Source organism: Achromobacter sp. Bel, assembly GCF_012928505.1.
Classification (GTDB): domain Bacteria; phylum Pseudomonadota; class Gammaproteobacteria; order Burkholderiales; family Burkholderiaceae_B; genus Achromobacter.
On record NZ_JABBJN010000030.1, the window covers coordinates 38,718 to 56,973 of the forward strand.

The 18,256-nt window shown below is 65.8% G+C and carries 16 protein-coding genes; 8 read left to right on the top strand and 8 right to left on the bottom strand.

The features are described 5' to 3' along the window. Window positions 1-8: 8 nt before the first annotated feature. The 3 genes from HG262_RS18910 to HG262_RS18920 form a co-directional block, all read right to left on the bottom strand. Window positions 9-1,193, bottom strand: a complete 1,185-nt coding sequence (locus HG262_RS18910; protein ID WP_169272481.1) for a lipid-transfer protein — start codon at window positions 1,191-1,193, stop codon at window positions 9-11. Continuing rightward, complete coding sequence (locus HG262_RS18915; protein WP_169272482.1) at window positions 1,190-2,725, bottom strand: AMP-binding protein; 1,536 nt, start codon at window positions 2,723-2,725, stop codon at window positions 1,190-1,192. Before HG262_RS18915 ends, HG262_RS18910 begins: the two co-directional genes overlap by 4 nt. Before the next feature lie 126 nt (window positions 2,726-2,851). Continuing rightward, a complete protein-coding gene (locus HG262_RS18920; RefSeq protein WP_169272483.1) occupies window positions 2,852-3,904 on the bottom strand; it encodes an AraC family transcriptional regulator in 1,053 nt (350 codons plus the stop codon). Between the two features lie 191 nt (window positions 3,905-4,095). Between HG262_RS18920 and HG262_RS18925 the strand changes: the two genes are divergently transcribed. Continuing rightward, on the top strand, window positions 4,096-5,265 hold the full coding sequence (locus HG262_RS18925; RefSeq protein WP_211187524.1) for a CaiB/BaiF CoA-transferase family protein: 1,170 nt from the start codon (window positions 4,096-4,098) through the stop codon (window positions 5,263-5,265). Window positions 5,266-5,336: 71 nt separating this feature from the next. Next, window positions 5,337-6,332 (top strand): tripartite tricarboxylate transporter substrate binding protein, encoded by a 996-nt coding sequence (locus HG262_RS18930; protein ID WP_169272485.1) that lies wholly within the window; start codon window positions 5,337-5,339, stop codon window positions 6,330-6,332. Window positions 6,333-6,387: 55 nt separating this feature from the next. On the opposite strand, the gene HG262_RS18935 is transcribed toward HG262_RS18930, so the two are convergent. The 5 genes from HG262_RS18935 to HG262_RS18955 form a co-directional block, all read right to left on the bottom strand. Next, window positions 6,388-6,762 carry a tautomerase family protein gene (locus tag HG262_RS18935; RefSeq protein ID WP_006223500.1) on the bottom strand — a complete coding sequence of 125 codons (375 nt, stop codon included), beginning with the start codon at window positions 6,760-6,762 and terminating at the stop codon, window positions 6,388-6,390. Window positions 6,763-6,901: 139 nt separating this feature from the next. Further along, the gene (locus HG262_RS18940; RefSeq protein WP_169272486.1) at window positions 6,902-8,158 is read right to left on the bottom strand and encodes a glycine betaine/L-proline ABC transporter ATP-binding protein; all 1,257 of its coding nucleotides are present in this window, start codon (window positions 8,156-8,158) and stop codon (window positions 6,902-6,904) included. Continuing rightward, window positions 8,155-9,012: a proline/glycine betaine ABC transporter permease gene (locus HG262_RS18945; RefSeq protein WP_006223502.1), complete on the bottom strand. Its 858-nt coding sequence runs from the start codon at window positions 9,010-9,012 to the stop codon at window positions 8,155-8,157. Before HG262_RS18945 ends, HG262_RS18940 begins: the two co-directional genes overlap by 4 nt. A 294-nt stretch (window positions 9,013-9,306) precedes the next feature. Further along, on the bottom strand, window positions 9,307-10,308 hold the full coding sequence (locus HG262_RS18950; RefSeq protein WP_169272487.1) for an ABC transporter substrate-binding protein: 1,002 nt from the start codon (window positions 10,306-10,308) through the stop codon (window positions 9,307-9,309). A gap of 468 nt (window positions 10,309-10,776) precedes the next feature. Next, on the bottom strand, window positions 10,777-12,045 hold the full coding sequence (locus HG262_RS18955; protein WP_348984403.1) for a class I SAM-dependent methyltransferase: 1,269 nt from the start codon (window positions 12,043-12,045) through the stop codon (window positions 10,777-10,779). A 206-nt stretch (window positions 12,046-12,251) separates the two neighbouring features. On the opposite strand from HG262_RS18955, the gene HG262_RS18960 reads away from it, so the two are divergent. The 6 genes from HG262_RS18960 (at window position 12,252) to HG262_RS18985 (ending at window position 18,253) form a co-directional block, all read left to right on the top strand. Beyond that, window positions 12,252-13,400, top strand: a complete 1,149-nt coding sequence (locus HG262_RS18960) for a Bcr/CflA family multidrug efflux MFS transporter (RefSeq protein ID WP_169272488.1) — start codon at window positions 12,252-12,254, stop codon at window positions 13,398-13,400. Between the two features lie 348 nt (window positions 13,401-13,748). After that, complete coding sequence (gene rpmB / locus HG262_RS18965; RefSeq protein WP_006223506.1) at window positions 13,749-13,985, top strand: 50S ribosomal protein L28; 237 nt, start codon at window positions 13,749-13,751, stop codon at window positions 13,983-13,985. Window positions 13,986-14,022: 37 nt separating this feature from the next. Then, a complete protein-coding gene (rpmG, locus tag HG262_RS18970; RefSeq protein ID WP_003810296.1) occupies window positions 14,023-14,190 on the top strand; it encodes a 50S ribosomal protein L33 in 168 nt (55 codons plus the stop codon). A gap of 201 nt (window positions 14,191-14,391) precedes the next feature. Then, the gene (locus HG262_RS18975) at window positions 14,392-15,621 is read left to right on the top strand and encodes an ABC transporter substrate-binding protein (protein WP_211187526.1); all 1,230 of its coding nucleotides are present in this window, start codon (window positions 14,392-14,394) and stop codon (window positions 15,619-15,621) included. Next, window positions 15,621-17,498 carry an ABC transporter permease gene (locus tag HG262_RS18980; RefSeq protein ID WP_169272489.1) on the top strand — a complete coding sequence of 626 codons (1,878 nt, stop codon included), beginning with the start codon at window positions 15,621-15,623 and terminating at the stop codon, window positions 17,496-17,498. The genes HG262_RS18975 and HG262_RS18980 overlap by 1 nt, the downstream gene beginning before the upstream one ends. Next, entirely contained in the window at window positions 17,495-18,253 is a 759-nt protein-coding gene (locus HG262_RS18985) for an ABC transporter ATP-binding protein (RefSeq protein ID WP_169272490.1), read from the top strand. Before HG262_RS18980 ends, HG262_RS18985 begins: the two co-directional genes overlap by 4 nt. Window positions 18,254-18,256 lie beyond the last annotated feature (3 nt).

Genomic DNA, 18,256 nt, shown 5'->3' on the forward strand with positions numbered 1-18,256 from the left:
CGGTCTCCTCAGGTGGCCTGGTACAGCGTGACGACGCAGGCGCCGCCCAGCCCCAGGTTGTGCTGAAGCGCCAGCCGCGCGCCATCCACCTGGCGCAGATCCGCCTGGCCGCGCAGTTGCCAGACCAGCTCCGCGCATTGCGCCAGCCCGGTCGCGCCCAGCGGATGGCCCTTGGACAGCAAGCCGCCCGACGGATTGGTCACCACACGGCCCCCATAGGTGTTCTCGCCATCGACGATAAACTGCTCGGCGGTGCCTTCAGCCGTCAGTCGCAAGCCTTCATAGGTGATCAGTTCGTTGGCCGTGAAGCAGTCGTGCAGTTCCACCACATCCACATCGGCCGGATCGACGCCTGCGGCCGCATACACCTGGTCGGCCGCGGCGCGCGTCATGTCGTAGCCCACAAGCTTGCGCATGTCGCCCTCGCCGAATGTCGACGGCGTATCGGTCGTCATGGCCTGCGCGGCGATCCTTACCGCCGGCGACAAGCCGTGGCGGCGCGCGAAGTCCTCCGAACACAAGATGGCTGCCGCCGCGCCGCAGGTCGGCGGGCAGCATTGCAAGCGAGTCAAGGGATCGAAGATCATGGGCGCGGCCAGCACTTCGTCCAACGTGACCGTCTGACGGAACACCGCATACGGATTGCGCGCCGCGTGCTGGCGCGCCTTGACCGAAATGCGCGCGAACGTATCGGGGCGGATGCCGTGTTCCTTCATGTAGTCGCGCCCCGCGCCGCCGAAGAACTGCGCAGCGCGCGGCTTGGCCGTGTCATAGCCCTGGATATCGGTCATGGACGACACGAATTCCGACAAAGGCGATGGGCGGTCCTCGTACACTCCTTTGAGCGCGCCCGGCACCATCTGCTCGAAGCCCACCGCCAGCGCGCATTCCACCGCGCCGCTTTCCACGGCCTGGCGAGCCAGAAACAATGCCGAGGATCCGCTGGCGCAGTTGTTGTTCACATTGAAGACGGGAATGCCCGTCAGCCCCACGCCGTACACCACCGCCTGGCCGGACGTGGAGTCGCCATAGACGTAGCCCGCATAGGCCTGCTGCACGGCGTCATAGGGCGCGCCGGCATCCTTCAAGGCTTCGCGCACGGCGCGCATGCCCATGACGGAATAGGGTTCGCTTGCGCCGGGCTTGCTGAAGGGGATCATGCCGACACCGGCCACCCATACTTTTCGATTCATGCCTGCTTCTCCTGAAGGGGCGTCGCGGCCTGGGCCGCACGCGGGGATTCATGGCCCTGCCGTAGCACGGACTTCAATACCTTGCCCGCGGCGGACAGGGGAAGGTCGTCGCGGAATTCAAAGCTCTTGGGGCATTTGTAGGTGGCCAGCCATCGACGGCAATGGGCGTGCAGCGCGTCGGCGTCAGGCGCGTGGCCGGCACGCGCGACGATCACCGCATGCACCGCTTCGCCCCAGCGCTCGTGTGCCACGCCGATCACCGCGCAGCGCGCCACCGCCGCGTGCTGCGCCAGCACGGCCTCGACTTCAGCGGCATAGACGTTTTCACCGCCGCTGACGATCATGTCTTTCAAGCGGTCGACAACGGTCAGGTAGCCCGCGTCGTCCAGCCGTGCAGCGTCGCCCGTCAACAACCAGCCATCGGCGAAGGCGCGGGTGGTCTCTTCGGGCAGGTTCCAATAGCCCGAGATCACCATGGGGCCGCGCACCGCCAGCTCGCCGACCTGGCCGGCCGCGGCCTCCTGCCCATCAGGCGTCAGGATGCGCACTTCCACGCCTACGGCGGGCCGTCCGGCGGACATGGCGCGCGGGCCGCCTTGGCGCACATCGGCATTGATCGCCACCATGGCCGAGGTTTCCGTCATGCCATAGGCGTGCACGAATTCCGCTTGCGGAAACGCGGCCAGGGCGCGGGCCAGCAGCGCCGGCGAAATCGGCGACGCGCCCCAGATGACGCGCTGCACGCCGTCCAACCGGTAGTCGGAAAACCCGGGTTCATCCAACAGCATCTGGATCATGCTGGGCACCAGCAACACCTCGGTGACGCCGTCGTCCTGCAAAGACTGCAACGCCGCCCTGGGGTTGAAGCCGCGCTGCATCACGACGGACGCGCCCGCCAGGAACTGGCCCATCAATCGCCCCAGCCCCGCCACATGGAACAGCGGCGCCACCAGCAGCACGCAGCTGTCCGCGTCGGTTGGCACGGTGGCCAGCCGGGCGACGCCGGCGCTCCACAAGTTCGCGTGCGTCAGCATCGCGCCCTTGGGAAAACCCGTGGTGCCGCCCGTATAGAGGATGGCGGCCAGCGTATCGCCGCCCGCGCGCAGGTCGTCGATCGACGCGCGGGCGGTGGCGGCCACGGCTTCCAGCGGCGGCATGGGCAGCACGCAAGTCGATGCCGGCGGGGCCACATCGGCCATGCGTGGCGCCAGCGCCTCATCCACCAGCAACAGGCGCGGGGCACCGTCGGCCAGCCCTTGCGTCAGCTCGGCGCCGCTCCAACGGGTGTTCAAGGGCTGGATCGCCGCGCCCAGCCACCAGCACGCCAGCATCCACGGCACATAGGCCGCGCTATTGGCGCCCAGCAAGGCGACGCGATCGCCTGGCTGCACGCCGTGGTCGCGCAACACCGCGGCCTTGCGCGCCACCCAGGCCAGCAATTCGGGATACGTCCAGCGCTGCGCGCCTTCACGCAACGCGATCTTGGCGGGATACAACCGGCTTGCACGATGCAGGCCTTGCGTCAGATACATGGCTTTGTCTCCTGCGGCACGCGGTCTCTGTGGCCCGCTGTCCTGTCCAGCCAGACGCGCCGCGCCCGACCGTTGCCGAGCCCATAGCTTCCCGCCAGGCGCGGCAAGCGGCAATGGCCGCAGGCGTCAAACGGATTGGCGGAAAGTGTCAGCGGCGGACGACAGGCAGGCGGGGCCGCACACCAGGCGGTTGCGGCGGTATTCGCCAGGCGATACGCCGGTCCATTTCTTGAACGCCCGGTGGAAAGTGCTGGATTCGGAAAAGCCCAGCCGTTCCGCGATATCCATCAGGGACAGGTCGTGCCGGCCCAGGTATTCCACCGCCGCGTCGCGGCGCAGGTCGTCTTTCAGCACCTGGAATCCCTGGCCCTCTTCCCGTAGATGCCGTCTGAGGGTTTGCGGCGTCATCGACAGCTGCGCGCTGATCTGCGCCAACGACGGCAACTCGGCGGACAAGTCGTTGCGCAGCAGCCGGCGGATGCGGTCAGTGAGCGTGGCGCGGTCCTGGTACTTCACCAGCAAGTCGAACGGCGCGTTCGCCAGGAACGCCTTCAACGCCTGCGCGTCCTGGACCACCGGCAGCGCCAGCCAGCGCGATTCCAGCCATAGGCCCGACACCGGTTGCCCGTAACGCACGGGCGCATGGAACACCCTGTGCGCGTCGACGCTGCGCTCGCCCTCGTTGTAGTCCACGCCCGACACGGGAATCCGCCGGGCAGCCAGCCAGTTGGCCACGCCCAGCGTGAAGAACAGAAAAGTGCGTTCGCCATACCATTGCGTGCCCCGGCGCTCGCCGCGCGAATCCAGCACGATGTGCGCGGATTCGCCGCTGACGCATAGCCGCGCGGTGAAGTCGCGCAGCACACCGTGGTAATAGCGGAACGCCGCCCGCAACGCCTGCCCCACCGTGGCTTCCTGCAAGGCCAGCCGGCAGGCGTGGGCGAAGGCGCCCATGGGCACGGGATGCTGCCCCAACGCCAGGAAATCGTCGCGCGTGGCGCGACGCAGCATCCTCAGGATCTGCGCGAATTGCGCCTGCGACACGCGCGCCATCGGCGCCTGCAGCAGGGCAGGCGGCACGTCGGCGCGCACCAGGACGCGGTCCACGTCCACGCCCCGGCTGCGTGCGCCTTGCAGGATCTGGGCGATATGCCCCACGGCGATGGTGTGATGAGTCATGGCGTATTCCAACGGCTGGGCAGACACCGACAGCGTCGATGGTAGCCAAAGGCCCTGCCGCGCGGAATGCCCGGCGTGAGCATTCCCGCCAAGCGGAATCAGCGATTTCGCCATTGGTTGGCCGCAAAGCCGCGCCTAGACTGGTTTTCCCGCCTGGCCGGCCACCTCTTCGTATTTACCGGAGTCCCTCTTTGGATACGCCGAACACCGCCCCGCTTGCGGGCATCAGGATCCTGGACCTGTCGCGCTTGCTGCCCGGCCCGCTGGGCGCGCAGTACCTGGCCGACCTGGGCGCCGACGTCGTCAAGATCGAAGACACGCAGGGGGGCGACTATGCCCCGCCCGCGTTGCGCGCCGTGTGCAACCGCAACAAGCGCGGCCTGCGCCTGGATTTGAAGCATCCCGAAGGACAGGCCGCGCTGGCCGCCCTGGCGCGCAACGCCGACGTCGTCATCGAGAGCTTCCGGCCCGGCGTCGCGGCTCGGCTGAAGGCCGATTATCCGACGCTGTCGCAGCACAATCCCCGATTGGTGTATTGCAGCATCACCGGTTACGGCCAGGACGGCCCGCAACGCGACGCCGCCGGCCACGACTTGAACTACTCCGCCCATGCCGGCATGGCCGATCAGATGGGATGCGGGGCCGACCAGCCGGCACTGTCCAACCTGCCCGTGGCCGATATCCTGGGCGGCTCGTTGACCGCCGTGATGGGCATTCTGGCGGCGCTGGTCGACGCGCAACGCACCGGCCACGGACGCTATGTAGACATCGCCATCGCCGACGGCCTGCTGGCCGGGGCGGTCGTGCCGCTGGCCACGCTCAATGCCCTGGGCGATACGCGGCCGGCGGGCGCCGACAGCCTGTCGGGCGCGCTGGCCTGCTACGGCCAGTACCGCACGCAAGACGGGCGCTATCTGGCCGTGGCCGCCCTGGAACCGAAATTCTGGGACACCTTGTGCCGTCGCCTGGAACGCCCTGACCTACTGCCCCTGCATCGCGAAGGTGGCGCCACGCAGCAGGCCTATGTCAAAGACGAACTGCAGCGCCTGTTCGGCGCGCAGCCGCTGGCGCATTGGATGGATAGGCTGGAGGGCGCCGACTGCTGCGTGTCGCCCGTGCTGAAACTGTCTGAAAGCCTGGCGCATCCGCAATACGCCGCGCGCGGCATGGTACAGCGCGCCGAGCATCCCGCCTACGGGGCGGGCGCGCATATCGCCAGCCCCGTGAAGATGACGGGATTCCAGTTCGCCATTCACCGCCAGGCGCCGCTGCCTGGCGAACATACCGATCAGATCCTGCGCGAGGCCGGTTACGACGACGCCCGCATCGCCAGCCTGACCGGACGCGGCGTCGCGCGGTAGGCACATACGGCCGATGCGTCAGGCGCGGCGTTGAACCCGCCGCGTCCATGAAAACCAGGACGGAGACAACCATGACCGATCATCATCGCAGCATCGCCTTGCCCACCCGCCGCAGCCTGCTCAAGCTTGGGCTGGCCCTGCCCGCCGCCCTGGCGCTTGCCCGCCCTGCACGCGCCGCCGCCTTCCCCACGCGCCCGGTCACGCTGATCGTGCCCTTTCCGGCAGGCGGCGCGACGGATACGCAGATGCGCGCACTGGCGGTGGCCGCCTCGCGCGAACTGGGGCAGACCGTCATCATCGCCAACCGCCCAGGCGCAGGCGGCACCTTGGGGCCGGCCGCGATGGCCCAGACCGCCGCGCCCGACGGCTACACGGTGTCGGTGGTGGTGGGCACGCTGTTCCGCTACCCGTTCCTGCAAGCGGTGAACTACGACCCGCTCACGGATTTCACCTATGTAGCCTGCATGACGGCCTACTCCTACGGCATCGTCGTGCGCCAGGACGCGCCGTGGAAATCGCTGGATGAATTGATCGCGGAGGCGCGCGCGAACCCCGAGAAGATCAGCTACGGCGGCACCGGCACGGGCGGCTCCGGCCGCATCGCCATCGAGCGCCTGTCGCGACTGACGGACGTGAAGTTCAACTTCATTCCCTACAAGGGCGCAGCCGAAGAAACGACCGCGCTGCTGGGCGGCCATATCCAGATGGTGTCGGATGCGGGCTGGGGGCCGATGATCGACACCGGCAAGGCGCGCCTGCTGGCCGTCATGGGCGATGCGCGCGCCAAGCGCGTGCCGGATGTGCCGACGCTGACCGAACTGGGCTATCCCATCGTCGCGTCCAATCCGGTGGGCATCGCCGGCCCCAAGGGCATGGACCCCAAGGTGGTGGCCGTGCTGCAGCAGGCGTTCCACCGCGCGTCGCGCGATGCCGACTACAACCGCGCGCTGGAAAATGCGGATCAACCCCACATGCTGATGGATAGCAAGGCCTATACGGAATACGCGGTCCGGCAGGTGGCCGAAGAGAAGCGATTCGTGGCCGAACTGGGCCTGAAGATGCAGTAAATCGAACAGCGGACGGACAGGCAGCGGGCGGGCGTGGCCTCGCCCCTGCCCCGGTTCAGCGGCCGGCCGCCTTGGCGCTGATGCCGTTGGCCACCCCCATGTCGACTTTGGGCACGTCGCGGATCAGCACCCGCACGTCTTCGCCCGAAATGTCGATGCTGGTGCATACGGCCTGGTTCACCGCGGCAATCAGCGCAGCTTTTTTCGCTTCGTCACGGCCCTCGATCAGCGCCGCGTCCACGCGTACCATGCGTTTGCCGATTTCGCCGGCCACGATCACGTTTTCAGCAGGCACTTCCTGCAACACGATGCGCACGCTGGGCAACGGCGCGGCGATGCTCTCCACCACGGCGTTGGAAACGGCCTTCAACAGCGCGGCCTTCTGAGCGGCCGAGTGGCCTTGCAGGATCTGGACATTCAAAATGGGCATGAAGGCTTCCGATTTTTTCAAATGGCGGGAATCCGGCCGCAATGACCGGCCAGCCATCATATAGCGACTTTGCCCGCGTGCAAGCGATTGCAGGCGGGCAAAGTCCAGGCGTCGAACGCCTGAGAAAGCGCCAAAGCGATCAGGCCGCTTCGCCCCGGTGCGAGGGAGCAGGCTGGGGTTCCAATTCGCTGACGGCGCTTTCCGGCGACGGCGCGGCTTCGGTCAGTGCCGGCGTCACCAGCTCCACGACCTTCTTGCGCGACAGCATGCCCAGGAACTCGTCGTCCTCGCCCGTGACGGCGACCGGCTGGTCGCTGTGCACCAGTTGCGCCAGCACTTCGCCCAGGCCCGCCGTGGCGGGCACCGAAGCCAGGTCCTCGACAAAGCGCGACACGTCGCGTGCGCCTTGCTCGATGGCCTGCTCGGCCGCCTTGGCCGTCAGCACGCCCGCCAGGCGCTTGCCGTCCAGCACCGGCGCGTACTCGTAGTCCATCGCCCGCATGCGGTCCAGGGCATGCGCGGGACGCGAACGCATCGTCAGCGTCAGGCGCGCCGGATTCACGGCGTGCGTGGCGTTGAGCACCTTGGTGCGGTTCACGTCCTGCAGGAACGACTGCACATAGTCATTGGCCGGATTCAGCAGAATGTCTTCCGGCGTGCCTTCCTGCACCAGTTCGCCGTCTTTCAGGATGGCGATGCGGTTGCCCAGGCGCAGGGCCTCGTCCAGATCATGCGTGATGAACACGATGGTCTTGTTCAGCTTGGCCTGCAACTGCAGCAGCTGATCCTGCATTTCGCGGCGGATCAACGGGTCCAGCGCCGAGAAGGCTTCGTCCATCAGCAGGATTTCGGCGTCGGTGGCCAGCGCGCGCGCCAGGCCCACGCGTTGCTGCATGCCGCCCGACAGCTGATGCGGATACTGGTTTTCAAAGCCGGCCAGGCCCACTTGCTCCAGCCAGTCGCGGGCGCGCTTTTCGCGTTCCGCCTTGCCCACGCCTTGCACGGTCAGGCCATACGCGGCGTTGTCCAGCACCGTGCGGTGCGGGAACAGGCCGAAGCGCTGGAACACCATGCTCATCTTCTTTTGGCGGAAGACTTCCAGATCGCGCTTGTTCAGGCTGACCACGTCCACGCCGTCCACCAGGATGTGGCCCGCGCTGGGCTCGATCAAGCGGTTGAAGTGACGGATCAACGTCGACTTGCCGGAACCCGACAACCCCATGATGACATAGATGCTGCCCTCTTCGATCGACAGGCTGATGTCGCGCAGGCCCAGCGTATGGCCGCTTTCGGCCAGCAGCTGTTCCTTGCTCATGCCGTTCTGGGCGGCTTCCAGCCATTTCTTCGGATGCGAACCGAAGACCTTGTAGATGTTCTTGACCTCGATCTTGCTCATCGCTGGCCTCCCATGCGCATGCGCTGTCCATACGATTGCGTGATCCGGTCGAACAGCACGGCCAGCACCACGATACCCAAGCCCGCCAGCAGGCCGCGGCCCACTTCCAGACGGTTGATCCCCAGCAACACTTCATAGCCCAGGCCGCGCGCACCGATCATCGACGCGATCACCACCATCGACAACGCCATCATCGTGGTCTGGTTAATGCCCGCCATGATGTTGGGCAAGGCCAGCGGCAGCTGCACGCCGAACAATTGCTGGCGCGGGTTGGCGCCGAACGCGCGCGACGCTTCCAGCACTTCGCGGTCGACCAGGCGGATGCCCAGGTCGGTCAGGCGAATCAGCGGCGGCACGGCGTAGATCACCGTGGCGATGATGGCGGGGATCTTGCCCAGACCGAACAGCATCACGACCGGGATCAGGTACACGAAGCTGGGCATGGTCTGCATTACGTCCAGCACCGGCAGCATGATGGAGCGCAGCCAGTTCACCCGCGCCATCAGCACGCCCAGCGGAATGCCGATCAGCACCGACAACCCGGCTGCCATGATCATCAGCGCCAGCGTCTGCATGCCGGCGTCCCACAGGCCCAGCACGCCGATCACGCACAGCAGCGCGCCCATCGCCAGGCTCAGGCCGATGCGGCGGCTGACGCCCCACGCGATGGCCACGGTCACGGCGACCACCGCCCACCAGGGCGAGTTGCGCAGCAGTTGCTCCAGCCACACCAAGGCATGCAGGACCGGCTGAGACAGGGTCTCGAGCGTGTCCGCGTAATTGGTGACCAGGTGATCGACGAACCCGTCGATCGCCGCCCTTACCTGACGGGCGGGAATAATTTCAGGAAACATTGTTTTGACTCCATTCTGGGGCGCTTACGGTGGCGATCGCCGCCGGATGTTCCGATAGACCGGATGTCCGTGCAGCCAAGCGGTTTCCTGGACGGAAACAGGCTGCGGGACGGGCGGCGCCAACGGCTAGCATCCGGACGCGAGCGCCCGGCAAACAGCCATCCCAGGGGAAAAAGCCCAGGGCAATTTGCCCGCCACGGGGCTTTTTCCCTTGAGGCGGCCCGGCCTGCCGGAAGTCTTCCGGCAGGCCGGGCCGGCACGCGCCGAAGCGGCGCGAGGCCTGCACCACGTGTATTACAGCGCGCTTTGGACGCGCCCGGCGACGTCGGCGGGGACCCACTTGGTCCAGACGTCGGGCTTGTTCTTCAGGAACCACTTGGCCACGGTGCTGGAATCATCACCAGACTCTTCCATGTGGGCCAGGGTTTCATTGATTACCGGCAGCGGCACCGACACCTTGGCCAGGAAGGCGGTCAGCGTGGGCGCTTCTTCAGAGAACTTGGTGTTCACCGCGGTGAAGACGGGATTGTCGGGGTAGGCGCTGGCCTCGGGCTTGGCGCACTTGGACGACGTCAGGCACTTGTGCTTTTCGGCGTCATAGGGCGGCATGTCCAGCTTGACCAGGTCCATCGCGCCGACGAGCGGCGTGGGCGACCAGTAGTAGAAGACCACGTTCTGCTTGCGCTTGTAGGCCGACATCAGCGCCGCCTTCTGCGCCGCGCCCGTACCGGGCGAATACAGCGTGTAGCTGTCATCCAGCTTCAGGGCATGGAACAGGTTGTTGCTGGTGACTTCGCAACCCCAACCTGCCGGGCAGCCGTAGAAACGGCCCTTGCCGGGTTCTTCCGGGTCCTTGAACTTGTCCTTGAACTTCGGCAGGTCGGCCGCGGCCTTCAATTCGGGCAGGCGTTCCGCCGTGTAGCGGGGGATGTACCAGCCTTCGGCGCCCATGTAGAGATCGCCGATGCGCTTGACGCGGCCGGTCTTTTCGGCGCGATCCCAGGGATCAGCCACGCTGTTCAGCCAGATCTCGGTATTGATATCCAGGTCGCCCCGCTCAAGCGCGGCCAGGGCAGGCAGGGTTTCCGTCGGCAGGGTTTCGGTCTTGCAACCGTAGCCCTTTTCCATGATGAAACGTTCGACATCGACCAGGACCAGGTTGGATTCCCAGTTCATGGCGCCGAAATTGACCGGACGCTTGATTTCGCATTGCGGCGCGTCGGCGGCTTGGGCCGCACCGGCAAACGCAAACAGAACGGCCGCGGCGGCCAGGGTCTTGACAGGGGTGAAACGCATTGGGCTTTTGCCTCCATAGGTTCAGGGACACACGCCGGGCCTGGCCCGGAAGTGCCATGGAGCTAAGGGGGTTGTGCGGAAGACGGGCTGAACCGCCAATACAAACCGACACTAGCGACAAGAGGATCCGCAAGCGGTGCGGAATCTTGCTAAGACAGGAGCTTCAAAAACAGGATTTTTGAAAACCCACAGAAAGTGAACAAACTGAACGAAGAAGGCAGCATCTTAAACGAAATTGCTGCGGCGCCCAACCCCGGGCCTGAATGAAACAGATACATTCGCGCCAAAAATGCTACGGGATAACCCCGATCGACCAGAGGCGGATTATTAATTTTCCCTAGGAAATATCGCCTTCCCAGCAACGATACATTCAGTAAATATTTTATTCTTATTAGTACAGTCTAGCGGTTTCAAAACCGCCGGAAAGCCGGCTTTCCGGCGTCGAAACCGCAGGAATTCAACTGGAATTCAGCCATTCCGGCTCTCGCTATACATATAGTCGCGCCGCCAGGGATAGGAAAGGTCCGCCGGGTTGTCCAGCTCGTCCGGCCGGCCGGAGGCGGGCGGCTGGCCCAGGATCTGATGCAAGGCGATCCAGCCGTGTTCGAACGCCATGGCGCAACCGGCAAGATACAAGCGGTACGCCCGCAACGACCGCCCGCCTTGCTCGCCGCCCAGCGCCTGCGCGGCCTCGGGCAAACGGGCCTCCAACGCGTCGCTCCATGCCCACAAGGTACGCGCGTAATGCGGCCGCAGATTCTCCACGTCCACCTCTTCCAGGCCGCCATTGGTCATGGCTTCCATGACGACGCTGATGTGGGTCAGTTCGCCGCCGGGAAAGATGTACTTCTCGATGAACTCGCCCATGCCGTTGCCCAGCTCGGGGTTGTAGACCCCGGCCGCGGTGATGCCATGGTTCATGATCAGGCCGCCCGGCTTGAGCAGGCGGCGCAGCTTGGCAAAATAGCCCTCCAACTGGGCCCGTCCCACGTGTTCGAACATGCCCACCGACGCGATCTTGTCGTACTGCGCGGCTTCGTCCAACTTGCGGTAGTCCAGCAGTTCCATGCGGACCCGGCCGCCCAGGCCTTTTTCCTGGATCAGTTTAGTGACGTGCGCGTGCTGGTTGCGCGACAGCGTGATGCCCGTGGCATCCACCCCGTAGTTTTCGGCGGCCCACAGCAACAATCCGCCCCAGCCCGCCCCCACATCCAGAAAGCGTTCGCCTGCCTGCAGGCGCAGCTTGCGGCAGATGTGGTCAAGCTTGGCTTCCTGGGCCTGGGCCAGCGTCATGTCCGGCGTGCGGTAATAAGCGCAGGAATAGACGCGGCGCGGATCCAGCCACAGTGCGTAGAAATCGTCGGACAGGTCGTAATGGAATTCGATCTGCTTGGCGTCGCGCTCCACCGAATGGCGCCACACCGACACCACCTTGCGGACCAGCTCCGTCAGCCAGCCGCCCCGCGCGGCATCAACCGGCGAGCCCGGCAGCAACGCCGACGCGGCGGCCATCACATCGCGCATATTGCCTTCGATATCGATGCGGCCTTCCACATAATCCTGCCCCAGCACGCCCACGGCGCCCTCGGCCAAATGCGCCAGCGCGGTCTTGTCGTGCGTCACGAAGCGCACGCGCGGATCCGGGGGCCCCAGCACGGCGCCGTCAGGCAGCACCAGTTGGACAGGGACGGGCAAGGCCTCAAGCTTGCGTTCCACAACAGACAACAAAGGATTCACGACTTCTCCTCTGGATACTCTACGGACCCTTACGACTGTATCGGAAAACCGCTGAAATTTGCGTGTCAGGTTACCCGTGATACAGTCGCTGGCTTGGCGCAAAACCTGCAACAAAACGCATGCGCGCCCTGTCTCTGCGCCTTACCGCGACCACCATGCCCCCAACACCCCTTTCCCGCAGCAGCCTGCCTGGTTGGCTCATTCTCATGGGCGCGCTGACGGCGATCGGCCCCTTCGCCATCGACATGTACCTGCCCGCGTTCCCGACGATCGCGGCGAACCTGGGCGTGCCGCGCGGCGACGTCGAACGCACGCTGGCGGCCTACCTGATCGGACTGGCGCTGGCGCAGGTGTTCTATGGCCCGATGGCCGACCGCTTCGGTCGCAAGCCGCCGTTGATGGTGGGCCTGGCGCTGTTCATGGTGGCGTCGCTGGGTTGCGCCCTGTCGGGCTCCGTCGAAGCCCTGACGGGCTGGCGCGTCGTGCAGGCGATGGGCGGCGCAGCCGGCATCGTGATCCCTCGCGCAGTCATCCGCGACCACTACGAAACCCACGAAGCGGCCCGCGCGATGTCGCTGCTGATGCTGATCATGGGTCTGGCCCCGATCCTGGCGCCGCTGGCCGGCGGCCAACTGCTGGCGGTCGCCTCATGGCGCAGCCTGTTCTGGATCATGCTGGCCGGCGGCGCCATGCTGATGCTGGCGGTGGCGAAGATCATGAAGGAATCACTGGCGCCCGAACGGGTCGTGCCGCTGCGCTGGAGCACCATCCTGCGCAACTACCGCGACCTCTTCGCGCATCGCGGGTTCATGGCGCACAGCCTCGCGGGGGGCTTCGGCCAGGCCGGCATGTTCGCCTACATCATCGGATCCCCGCGCGTCTTCATCGAACTCTACGGCGTCCCGCCCCAGTACTACGGCCTGTTGTTTGGCACCAATGCGCTATCGCTCATCATCTGTTCGCAAATCAGCGCCCGCCTGCTGCGCACCTACAAGCCCCGCCAGCTGCAACGCAAGGCCCTGACCTCGCTGGCCATTGCCAGCCTCGCGGCCGTGGCGCTGACGCTCGCTGGCTGGATGACGCTGCCGCTCTTGATGCTGTGCCTGATCGGCTACATGGGCAGCCAGGGCTTTGTGAACCCGAACTCGGCGGCGCTGGCGTTGTCGGACCAGGGCAAGCGCCTGGGCGCGGCGTCCGCGTTATTGGGGACGCTGCAATTGTCCTGCGGCGCCCTGGCCGGTTTCGCCGTCAGCGCCTGGCAAACGGACAGCGCCCTGCCCCTGACCACCACGCTGGCGACCTGCGCCTGCCTGTCCTGGATATCGGGCCGTGTCGCCCAATCGCACACCAACTAAGCCCGCCGCTTGATTTACTTGGCTTTTTCGTATTAGAATCTAAGTCTTCACAAGAAGTTTCCCGTGCTGGACTACTATGCTTTGTAGTGCAGCACTCTGACCCCAACCGCGTAGCGTTTGAGAACTCCGGTCAAGGAATTCATCAAGAATTTCTAACAGGATTTCAGCGGGTGGCAGGCAGCGGGTATAAGCACGGGCGGATCCCGATCCCCCTCATCCACTAAGACTGGGTGGCCGGCAAAGGCAGCGCAACAGGCAACACATTGCGCTTCCCACACAGCCCGGCGGCTAATACCCTGTCTACCCCCCAAGCGATGCGCGAAAAGAACGACATAAAGAGGTGCATCCATGGCACGCGTATGCCAAGTGACCGGCAAAGGCCCGATGGTGGGCAACAATGTTTCGCACGCAAACAACAAGACCAAGCGTCGCTTCCTGCCGAACCTGCAATCGCGCCGGTTCTGGGTTGAAAGCGAAAACCGCTGGGTCCGCCTGCGTGTTTCGGCCAAGGCCATCCGCACGATCGACAAGAACGGCATCGACGCCGTCCTGGCCGACATGCGTGCCCGTGGCGAAATCGCCTAATCGGCGCCCCCTACAATCACCATACTAGGAGCACGACATGGCCAAAGGTATCCGCGAAAAGATCAAGCTCGAGTCGACTGCCGGCACGGGTCATTTCTACACGACCACCAAGAACAAGCGCAACATGCCCGAAAAGATGCTGATCAAGAAATTTGATCCGGTCGCTCGCAAGCACGTTGACTACAAGGAAACCAAGCTGAAGTAATTCAGCCGGTATTCTGGTGCGTCCAAAAAAGCCCTGCCTTGCAGGGCTTTTTGCATTGGCTCGCCATGGCCGGACCGCCCCGGGGAGGGGGAAGCGTCTATTGCGGCACGGCAAAGGCACGTGTTTCAATTGGCCGCAACCCGCCGCGTCTCGTGCGACGCGGCGACGCCCGATCCCTCTTGCCTGCGATACCCCTCTGCCATGCCTCGTCCCAGCCTTACTCTGCTGCGCCGCGTATTCGCGCCCGCGCTCCTGGCCCTGGCGCTGACTCCGGTCGCCGTTGCCGTCGCCAAAGACAAAGAGCCGCCGATCCGCATCGGCGAGATCAACAGCTACAAGGCGATCCCCGCCTTCCTGGGTCCGTACAAGAAGGGCTGGCAACTGGCGCTGGAGCAGGTCAACGCCGAAGGCGGCGTGCTGGGCAGGAATCTGGAAGTCATCTCGCGCGACGACAACGGGAACCCCGGCGATTCGGTGCGCGCCGCCCAGGAACTGCTGGCGCGCGAGAAAGTCGAGCTGCTGTTCGGCGGATTCCTGTCCAATACCGGGCTGGCCTTGACCGACTTCGCCAAGCAGCAGCAGGTGTTCTTCCTGGCGGCCGAACCCCTTACCGACAAGATCACCTGGCAGGAAGGTAACCGCTACACGTACCGGCTGCGCCCCTCGACCTGGATGCACGTCGCGGCGCTGGCACCCAAGGCGCTGGCCTTGCGCAAGCAGCGCTGGGCCATCGTCTATCCCAACTATGAGTACGGGCAATCCGCGGTGGCCACCTTCAAGGCCATGATGAAGTCCTTCCAGTCCGACGTGGAATTCGTGGCCGAACAAGCCGTGCCGCTAGGCAAGGTGGACGCCGGCGCCGTGGTGCAGGCCTTGGCCGACGCCAAGCCGGACGCCATCTTCAACGTGCTGTTCGCCGCCGACCTGACCCGCTTCGTCCGCGAAGGCAATACGCGTGGCCTGTTCGAAAATCGCGCGGTTGTCTCGGTGCTGTCCGGCGAGCCGGAATACCTGGAACCCCTGGGCGCCGATACGCCGACGGGTTGGATCGTCACCGGCTATCCCTGGTACGCCATCGACACGCCCGCCAACAACGCTTTTGTCGACGCCTACAAGAAGCGCTACAACGAAACGCCCAAAGTGGGCTCCGTGGTGGGCTACGCGTCGCTGATGTCCATTGCTCAGGGCCTGAAGGCCGCCGGCGCGGTCGACACGGAAAAGCTCGTCGACGCGTTCGCCGGCCTGAAGGTGGACACGCCCTACGGACAGATCCAGTACCGTAAGATCGATCACCAGTCGACGATGGGCGTGTACGTGGGCGTGACCGCCGTGGAAGACGGCAAAGGCATCATGAAAGACTTCGCCTACATCGACGGGGCGCGCCTGCAACCGCCCGACGAACAGGTCCGCAAAATGCGTCCGGCGCACTGATGAGCCTGTCGGGGCTGCTGTCGCAACTGCTCAATGGCCTGGCGGACGCCAGCGCGTTGTTCCTGGTTGCCGCGGGCCTGTCGCTGATCTTCGGCGTGACCCGCGTCGTGAACTTCGCGCACGGGTCGTTCTACATGCTGGGCATCTACCTGGCATGGACCTTCACCACGTATTTCGGCGACGGCGCCGGCTATTGGGCCGGCCTGCTGCTGGCCGCGCTGGCCACGGGCCTGATTGGCGCGGCCGCCGAATGGCTGGTGCTCAAGCGCCTGTACCAGGCGCCCGAATTGTTCCAGTTGCTGGCCACGTTCGCGCTGGTGCTCATCATTGGCGACGCCGCGCTGGCGATCTGGGGCCCCGAAGACTTGTTCGCCGCCCGCGCACCCGGCCTGTCCGGCGCGGTGCAGATCCTGGGCCGCCGGTATCCGCAGTACGACCTGCTGTTGATCGCAGCCGGCCCCGTGGTACTGGGCCTGCTGTGGCTGCTGCTGATGCGCACGCGCTGGGGCCGGCTGCTGCGCGCGGCGTCTGAAAACCGCAGCATGCTGGCCGCGCTGGGCGTGAACCAGGCCTGGCTGTTCACATCCGCCTTCACGCTGGGGGCGTTCCTTGCCGGCCTGGGCGGCGCCTTGGCCGCCCCCCGCGTGCCCGCCACCCTGGGACTGGACCTGGAGATCATCGCCAGCGCCTTCGTGGTGGTGGTGGTGGGCGGCCTGGGCTCGATTCCAGGCGCCTTCCTGGCCGCCCTGCTCATCTGCTCCGTCAAAGCCGTGTTCGTCTTCCTGGGCCAGGTCCAGATCGGCCCTTGGATGTTCAACCTGTCCAAACTGACGCTGCTGGCCGAATTTGCCGTGATGGCCGTGGTGCTGGTGGTGCGGCCGTGGGGACTGCTGGGTAAAGCGCCTGCGCCCACCTCGCATGGGGGCCCGCCGGAACGCCCCATCGCGCCTGCCGGCAGAAGGCTGCGCCTGGCATACAGGCTGCTGCTGGTCCTATTGGCGCTGGTGCCCGTCGCCACGCTGCATTGGCCGTATCTGGGCATCTTGATGACCGAGATCCTGATCGCCGCGCTGTTCGCCGCCAGCCTGCATTTCCTGACCGGGTTGGCCGGCATGACGTCTTTCGGCCATGCCGCCTGGTTCGGCCTGGGCGCCTACGGCGCCGCGCTGCTGCTGAAACTGGCCGCCGTGCCGATGGAGGCCGCGTTGCTGCTGGGCCCCTTCGCCGCCGCGTTCGGCGCGCTGCTGTTCGGCTGGTTCTGCGTGCGCCTGTCTGGCGTCTACCTGGCGATGCTGACGCTGGCCGTGGCGCAGATCCTGTGGGCGCTCGCGTATCAGTGGGACGACGTCACCGGCGGCAGCAACGGCCTGATCGGCTTGTGGCCCTCGTCCTGGCTGGCGCAAGGCCCCTGGTTCTATTACGCAACGCTCGCCTTGTGCGCAGCGGGCATCGTCTGGCTGCGCCGCCTGGCGTTTTCGCCGCTAGGCTATGCCCTGCGCGGCGTGCGCGATTCCGCCATGCGCGCCGAGGCACTGGGCATCGAGACCCGGCGCGTACAGTGGGCGGGCTTTGTCGCCGCGTCCTTCGCCGCGGGGCTGGCCGGATCGCTCTACGCATTTTCCAAGGGCAGCATCGCGCCCGACGTGCTGGCCGTCAGCCGCTCGGTGGATGGGCTGGTCATGGTGCTGCTGGGCGGCCTTCAGACGCTGGCAGGCCCGCTCGCGGGCGCCGCGGCCTACACTTGGCTGCAAGACGTGGCGGCGCGCAGCACCGAGTACTGGCACGCCGTGCTGGGCCTGGCCATCCTGGCGCTGGTCTTGGCGTTTCCGGAAGGCCTGGCTGGCGCTGCGGCGCGATTGCACAGGAGGCGCGCATGACCCCGCCCTCCGCCTTGCTGCAGGTCGAGTCGCTGCGGAAATCGTTCGGCGGCATCGACGCATTGGCTGGCGTGTCGTTCACGCTGGAAGCCGGCCGGATGCTGGCGCTGATCGGCCCGAACGGCGCCGGCAAGTCCACGTGCTTCAACGTTCTGGGCGGGCAATTGCGCCCGGACGCCGGATCGGTGCGGCTGGACGGGCGCGAACTGGTGGGCCTTTCCGTCGGCAAGATCTGCCGTCTGGGTGTGGGGCGCACCTTCCAGACCGCCGCCACCTTCCGCTCGATGACCGTGCGCGAAAACGTGCAGACGGCCCTGCTGTCGCGCGACCGCCTGCTGTTCAACCCGTGGCGTCGCGCCGCCCGCCACGCGGTCGACGAAGCCATGGCCTTGCTGTCGCAAGTGCAAATGGCGGACAAGGCTGAGGCCGCGTGCGGCACGCTGGCGTATGGCGACGTCAAACGGGTTGAACTGGCGATGGCGCTGGCGCACCAGCCGCGCCTGCTGCTGATGGACGAACCCACGGCCGGCATGGCCACCAACGAGCGCCACGCCCTGATGCGGCTGACGCGCCAACTTGCCGACACGCAGCGCATTGCGGTGCTGTTCACCGAACACAGCCTGGATGTGGTGTTCAAGCATGCCGACCGCATCGCCGTGTTGGTGCGCGGCGCCCTGCTGGCGGAAGGCGAACCGGCCGCCATCGCGGCGGACCCGAGGGTCCGCGCGGCCTACCTGGGAACGGAAGCCCCCTGATAT

What these genes read in the sequence shown, in the direction of transcription:
- HG262_RS18975 (WP_211187526.1), top strand. Translation starts at nt 14,392, where the DNA reads ATGCCTCGTCCCAGCCTTACTCTGCTGCGCCGCGTATTCGCGCCCGCG.
- HG262_RS18910 (WP_169272481.1), bottom strand. Translation starts at nt 1,193, where the DNA reads ATGAATCGAAAAGTATGGGTGGCCGGTGTCGGCATGATCCCCTTCAGC.
- HG262_RS18980 (WP_169272489.1), top strand. Translation starts at nt 15,621, where the DNA reads ATGAGCCTGTCGGGGCTGCTGTCGCAACTGCTCAATGGCCTGGCGGAC.
- HG262_RS18950 (WP_169272487.1), bottom strand. Translation starts at nt 10,308, where the DNA reads ATGCGTTTCACCCCTGTCAAGACCCTGGCCGCCGCGGCCGTTCTGTTT.
- HG262_RS18920 (WP_169272483.1), bottom strand. Translation starts at nt 3,904, where the DNA reads ATGACTCATCACACCATCGCCGTGGGGCATATCGCCCAGATCCTGCAA.
- HG262_RS18940 (WP_169272486.1), bottom strand. Translation starts at nt 8,158, where the DNA reads ATGAGCAAGATCGAGGTCAAGAACATCTACAAGGTCTTCGGTTCGCAT.
- HG262_RS18915 (WP_169272482.1), bottom strand. Translation starts at nt 2,725, where the DNA reads ATGTATCTGACGCAAGGCCTGCATCGTGCAAGCCGGTTGTATCCCGCC.
- HG262_RS18960 (WP_169272488.1), top strand. Translation starts at nt 12,252, where the DNA reads ATGGGCGCGCTGACGGCGATCGGCCCCTTCGCCATCGACATGTACCTG.
- HG262_RS18930 (WP_169272485.1), top strand. Translation starts at nt 5,337, where the DNA reads ATGACCGATCATCATCGCAGCATCGCCTTGCCCACCCGCCGCAGCCTG.
- HG262_RS18945 (WP_006223502.1), bottom strand. Translation starts at nt 9,012, where the DNA reads ATGTTTCCTGAAATTATTCCCGCCCGTCAGGTAAGGGCGGCGATCGAC.
- HG262_RS18935 (WP_006223500.1), bottom strand. Translation starts at nt 6,762, where the DNA reads ATGCCCATTTTGAATGTCCAGATCCTGCAAGGCCACTCGGCCGCTCAG.
- rpmG (WP_003810296.1), top strand. Translation starts at nt 14,023, where the DNA reads ATGGCCAAAGGTATCCGCGAAAAGATCAAGCTCGAGTCGACTGCCGGC.
- rpmB (WP_006223506.1), top strand. Translation starts at nt 13,749, where the DNA reads ATGGCACGCGTATGCCAAGTGACCGGCAAAGGCCCGATGGTGGGCAAC.
- HG262_RS18985 (WP_169272490.1), top strand. Translation starts at nt 17,495, where the DNA reads ATGACCCCGCCCTCCGCCTTGCTGCAGGTCGAGTCGCTGCGGAAATCG.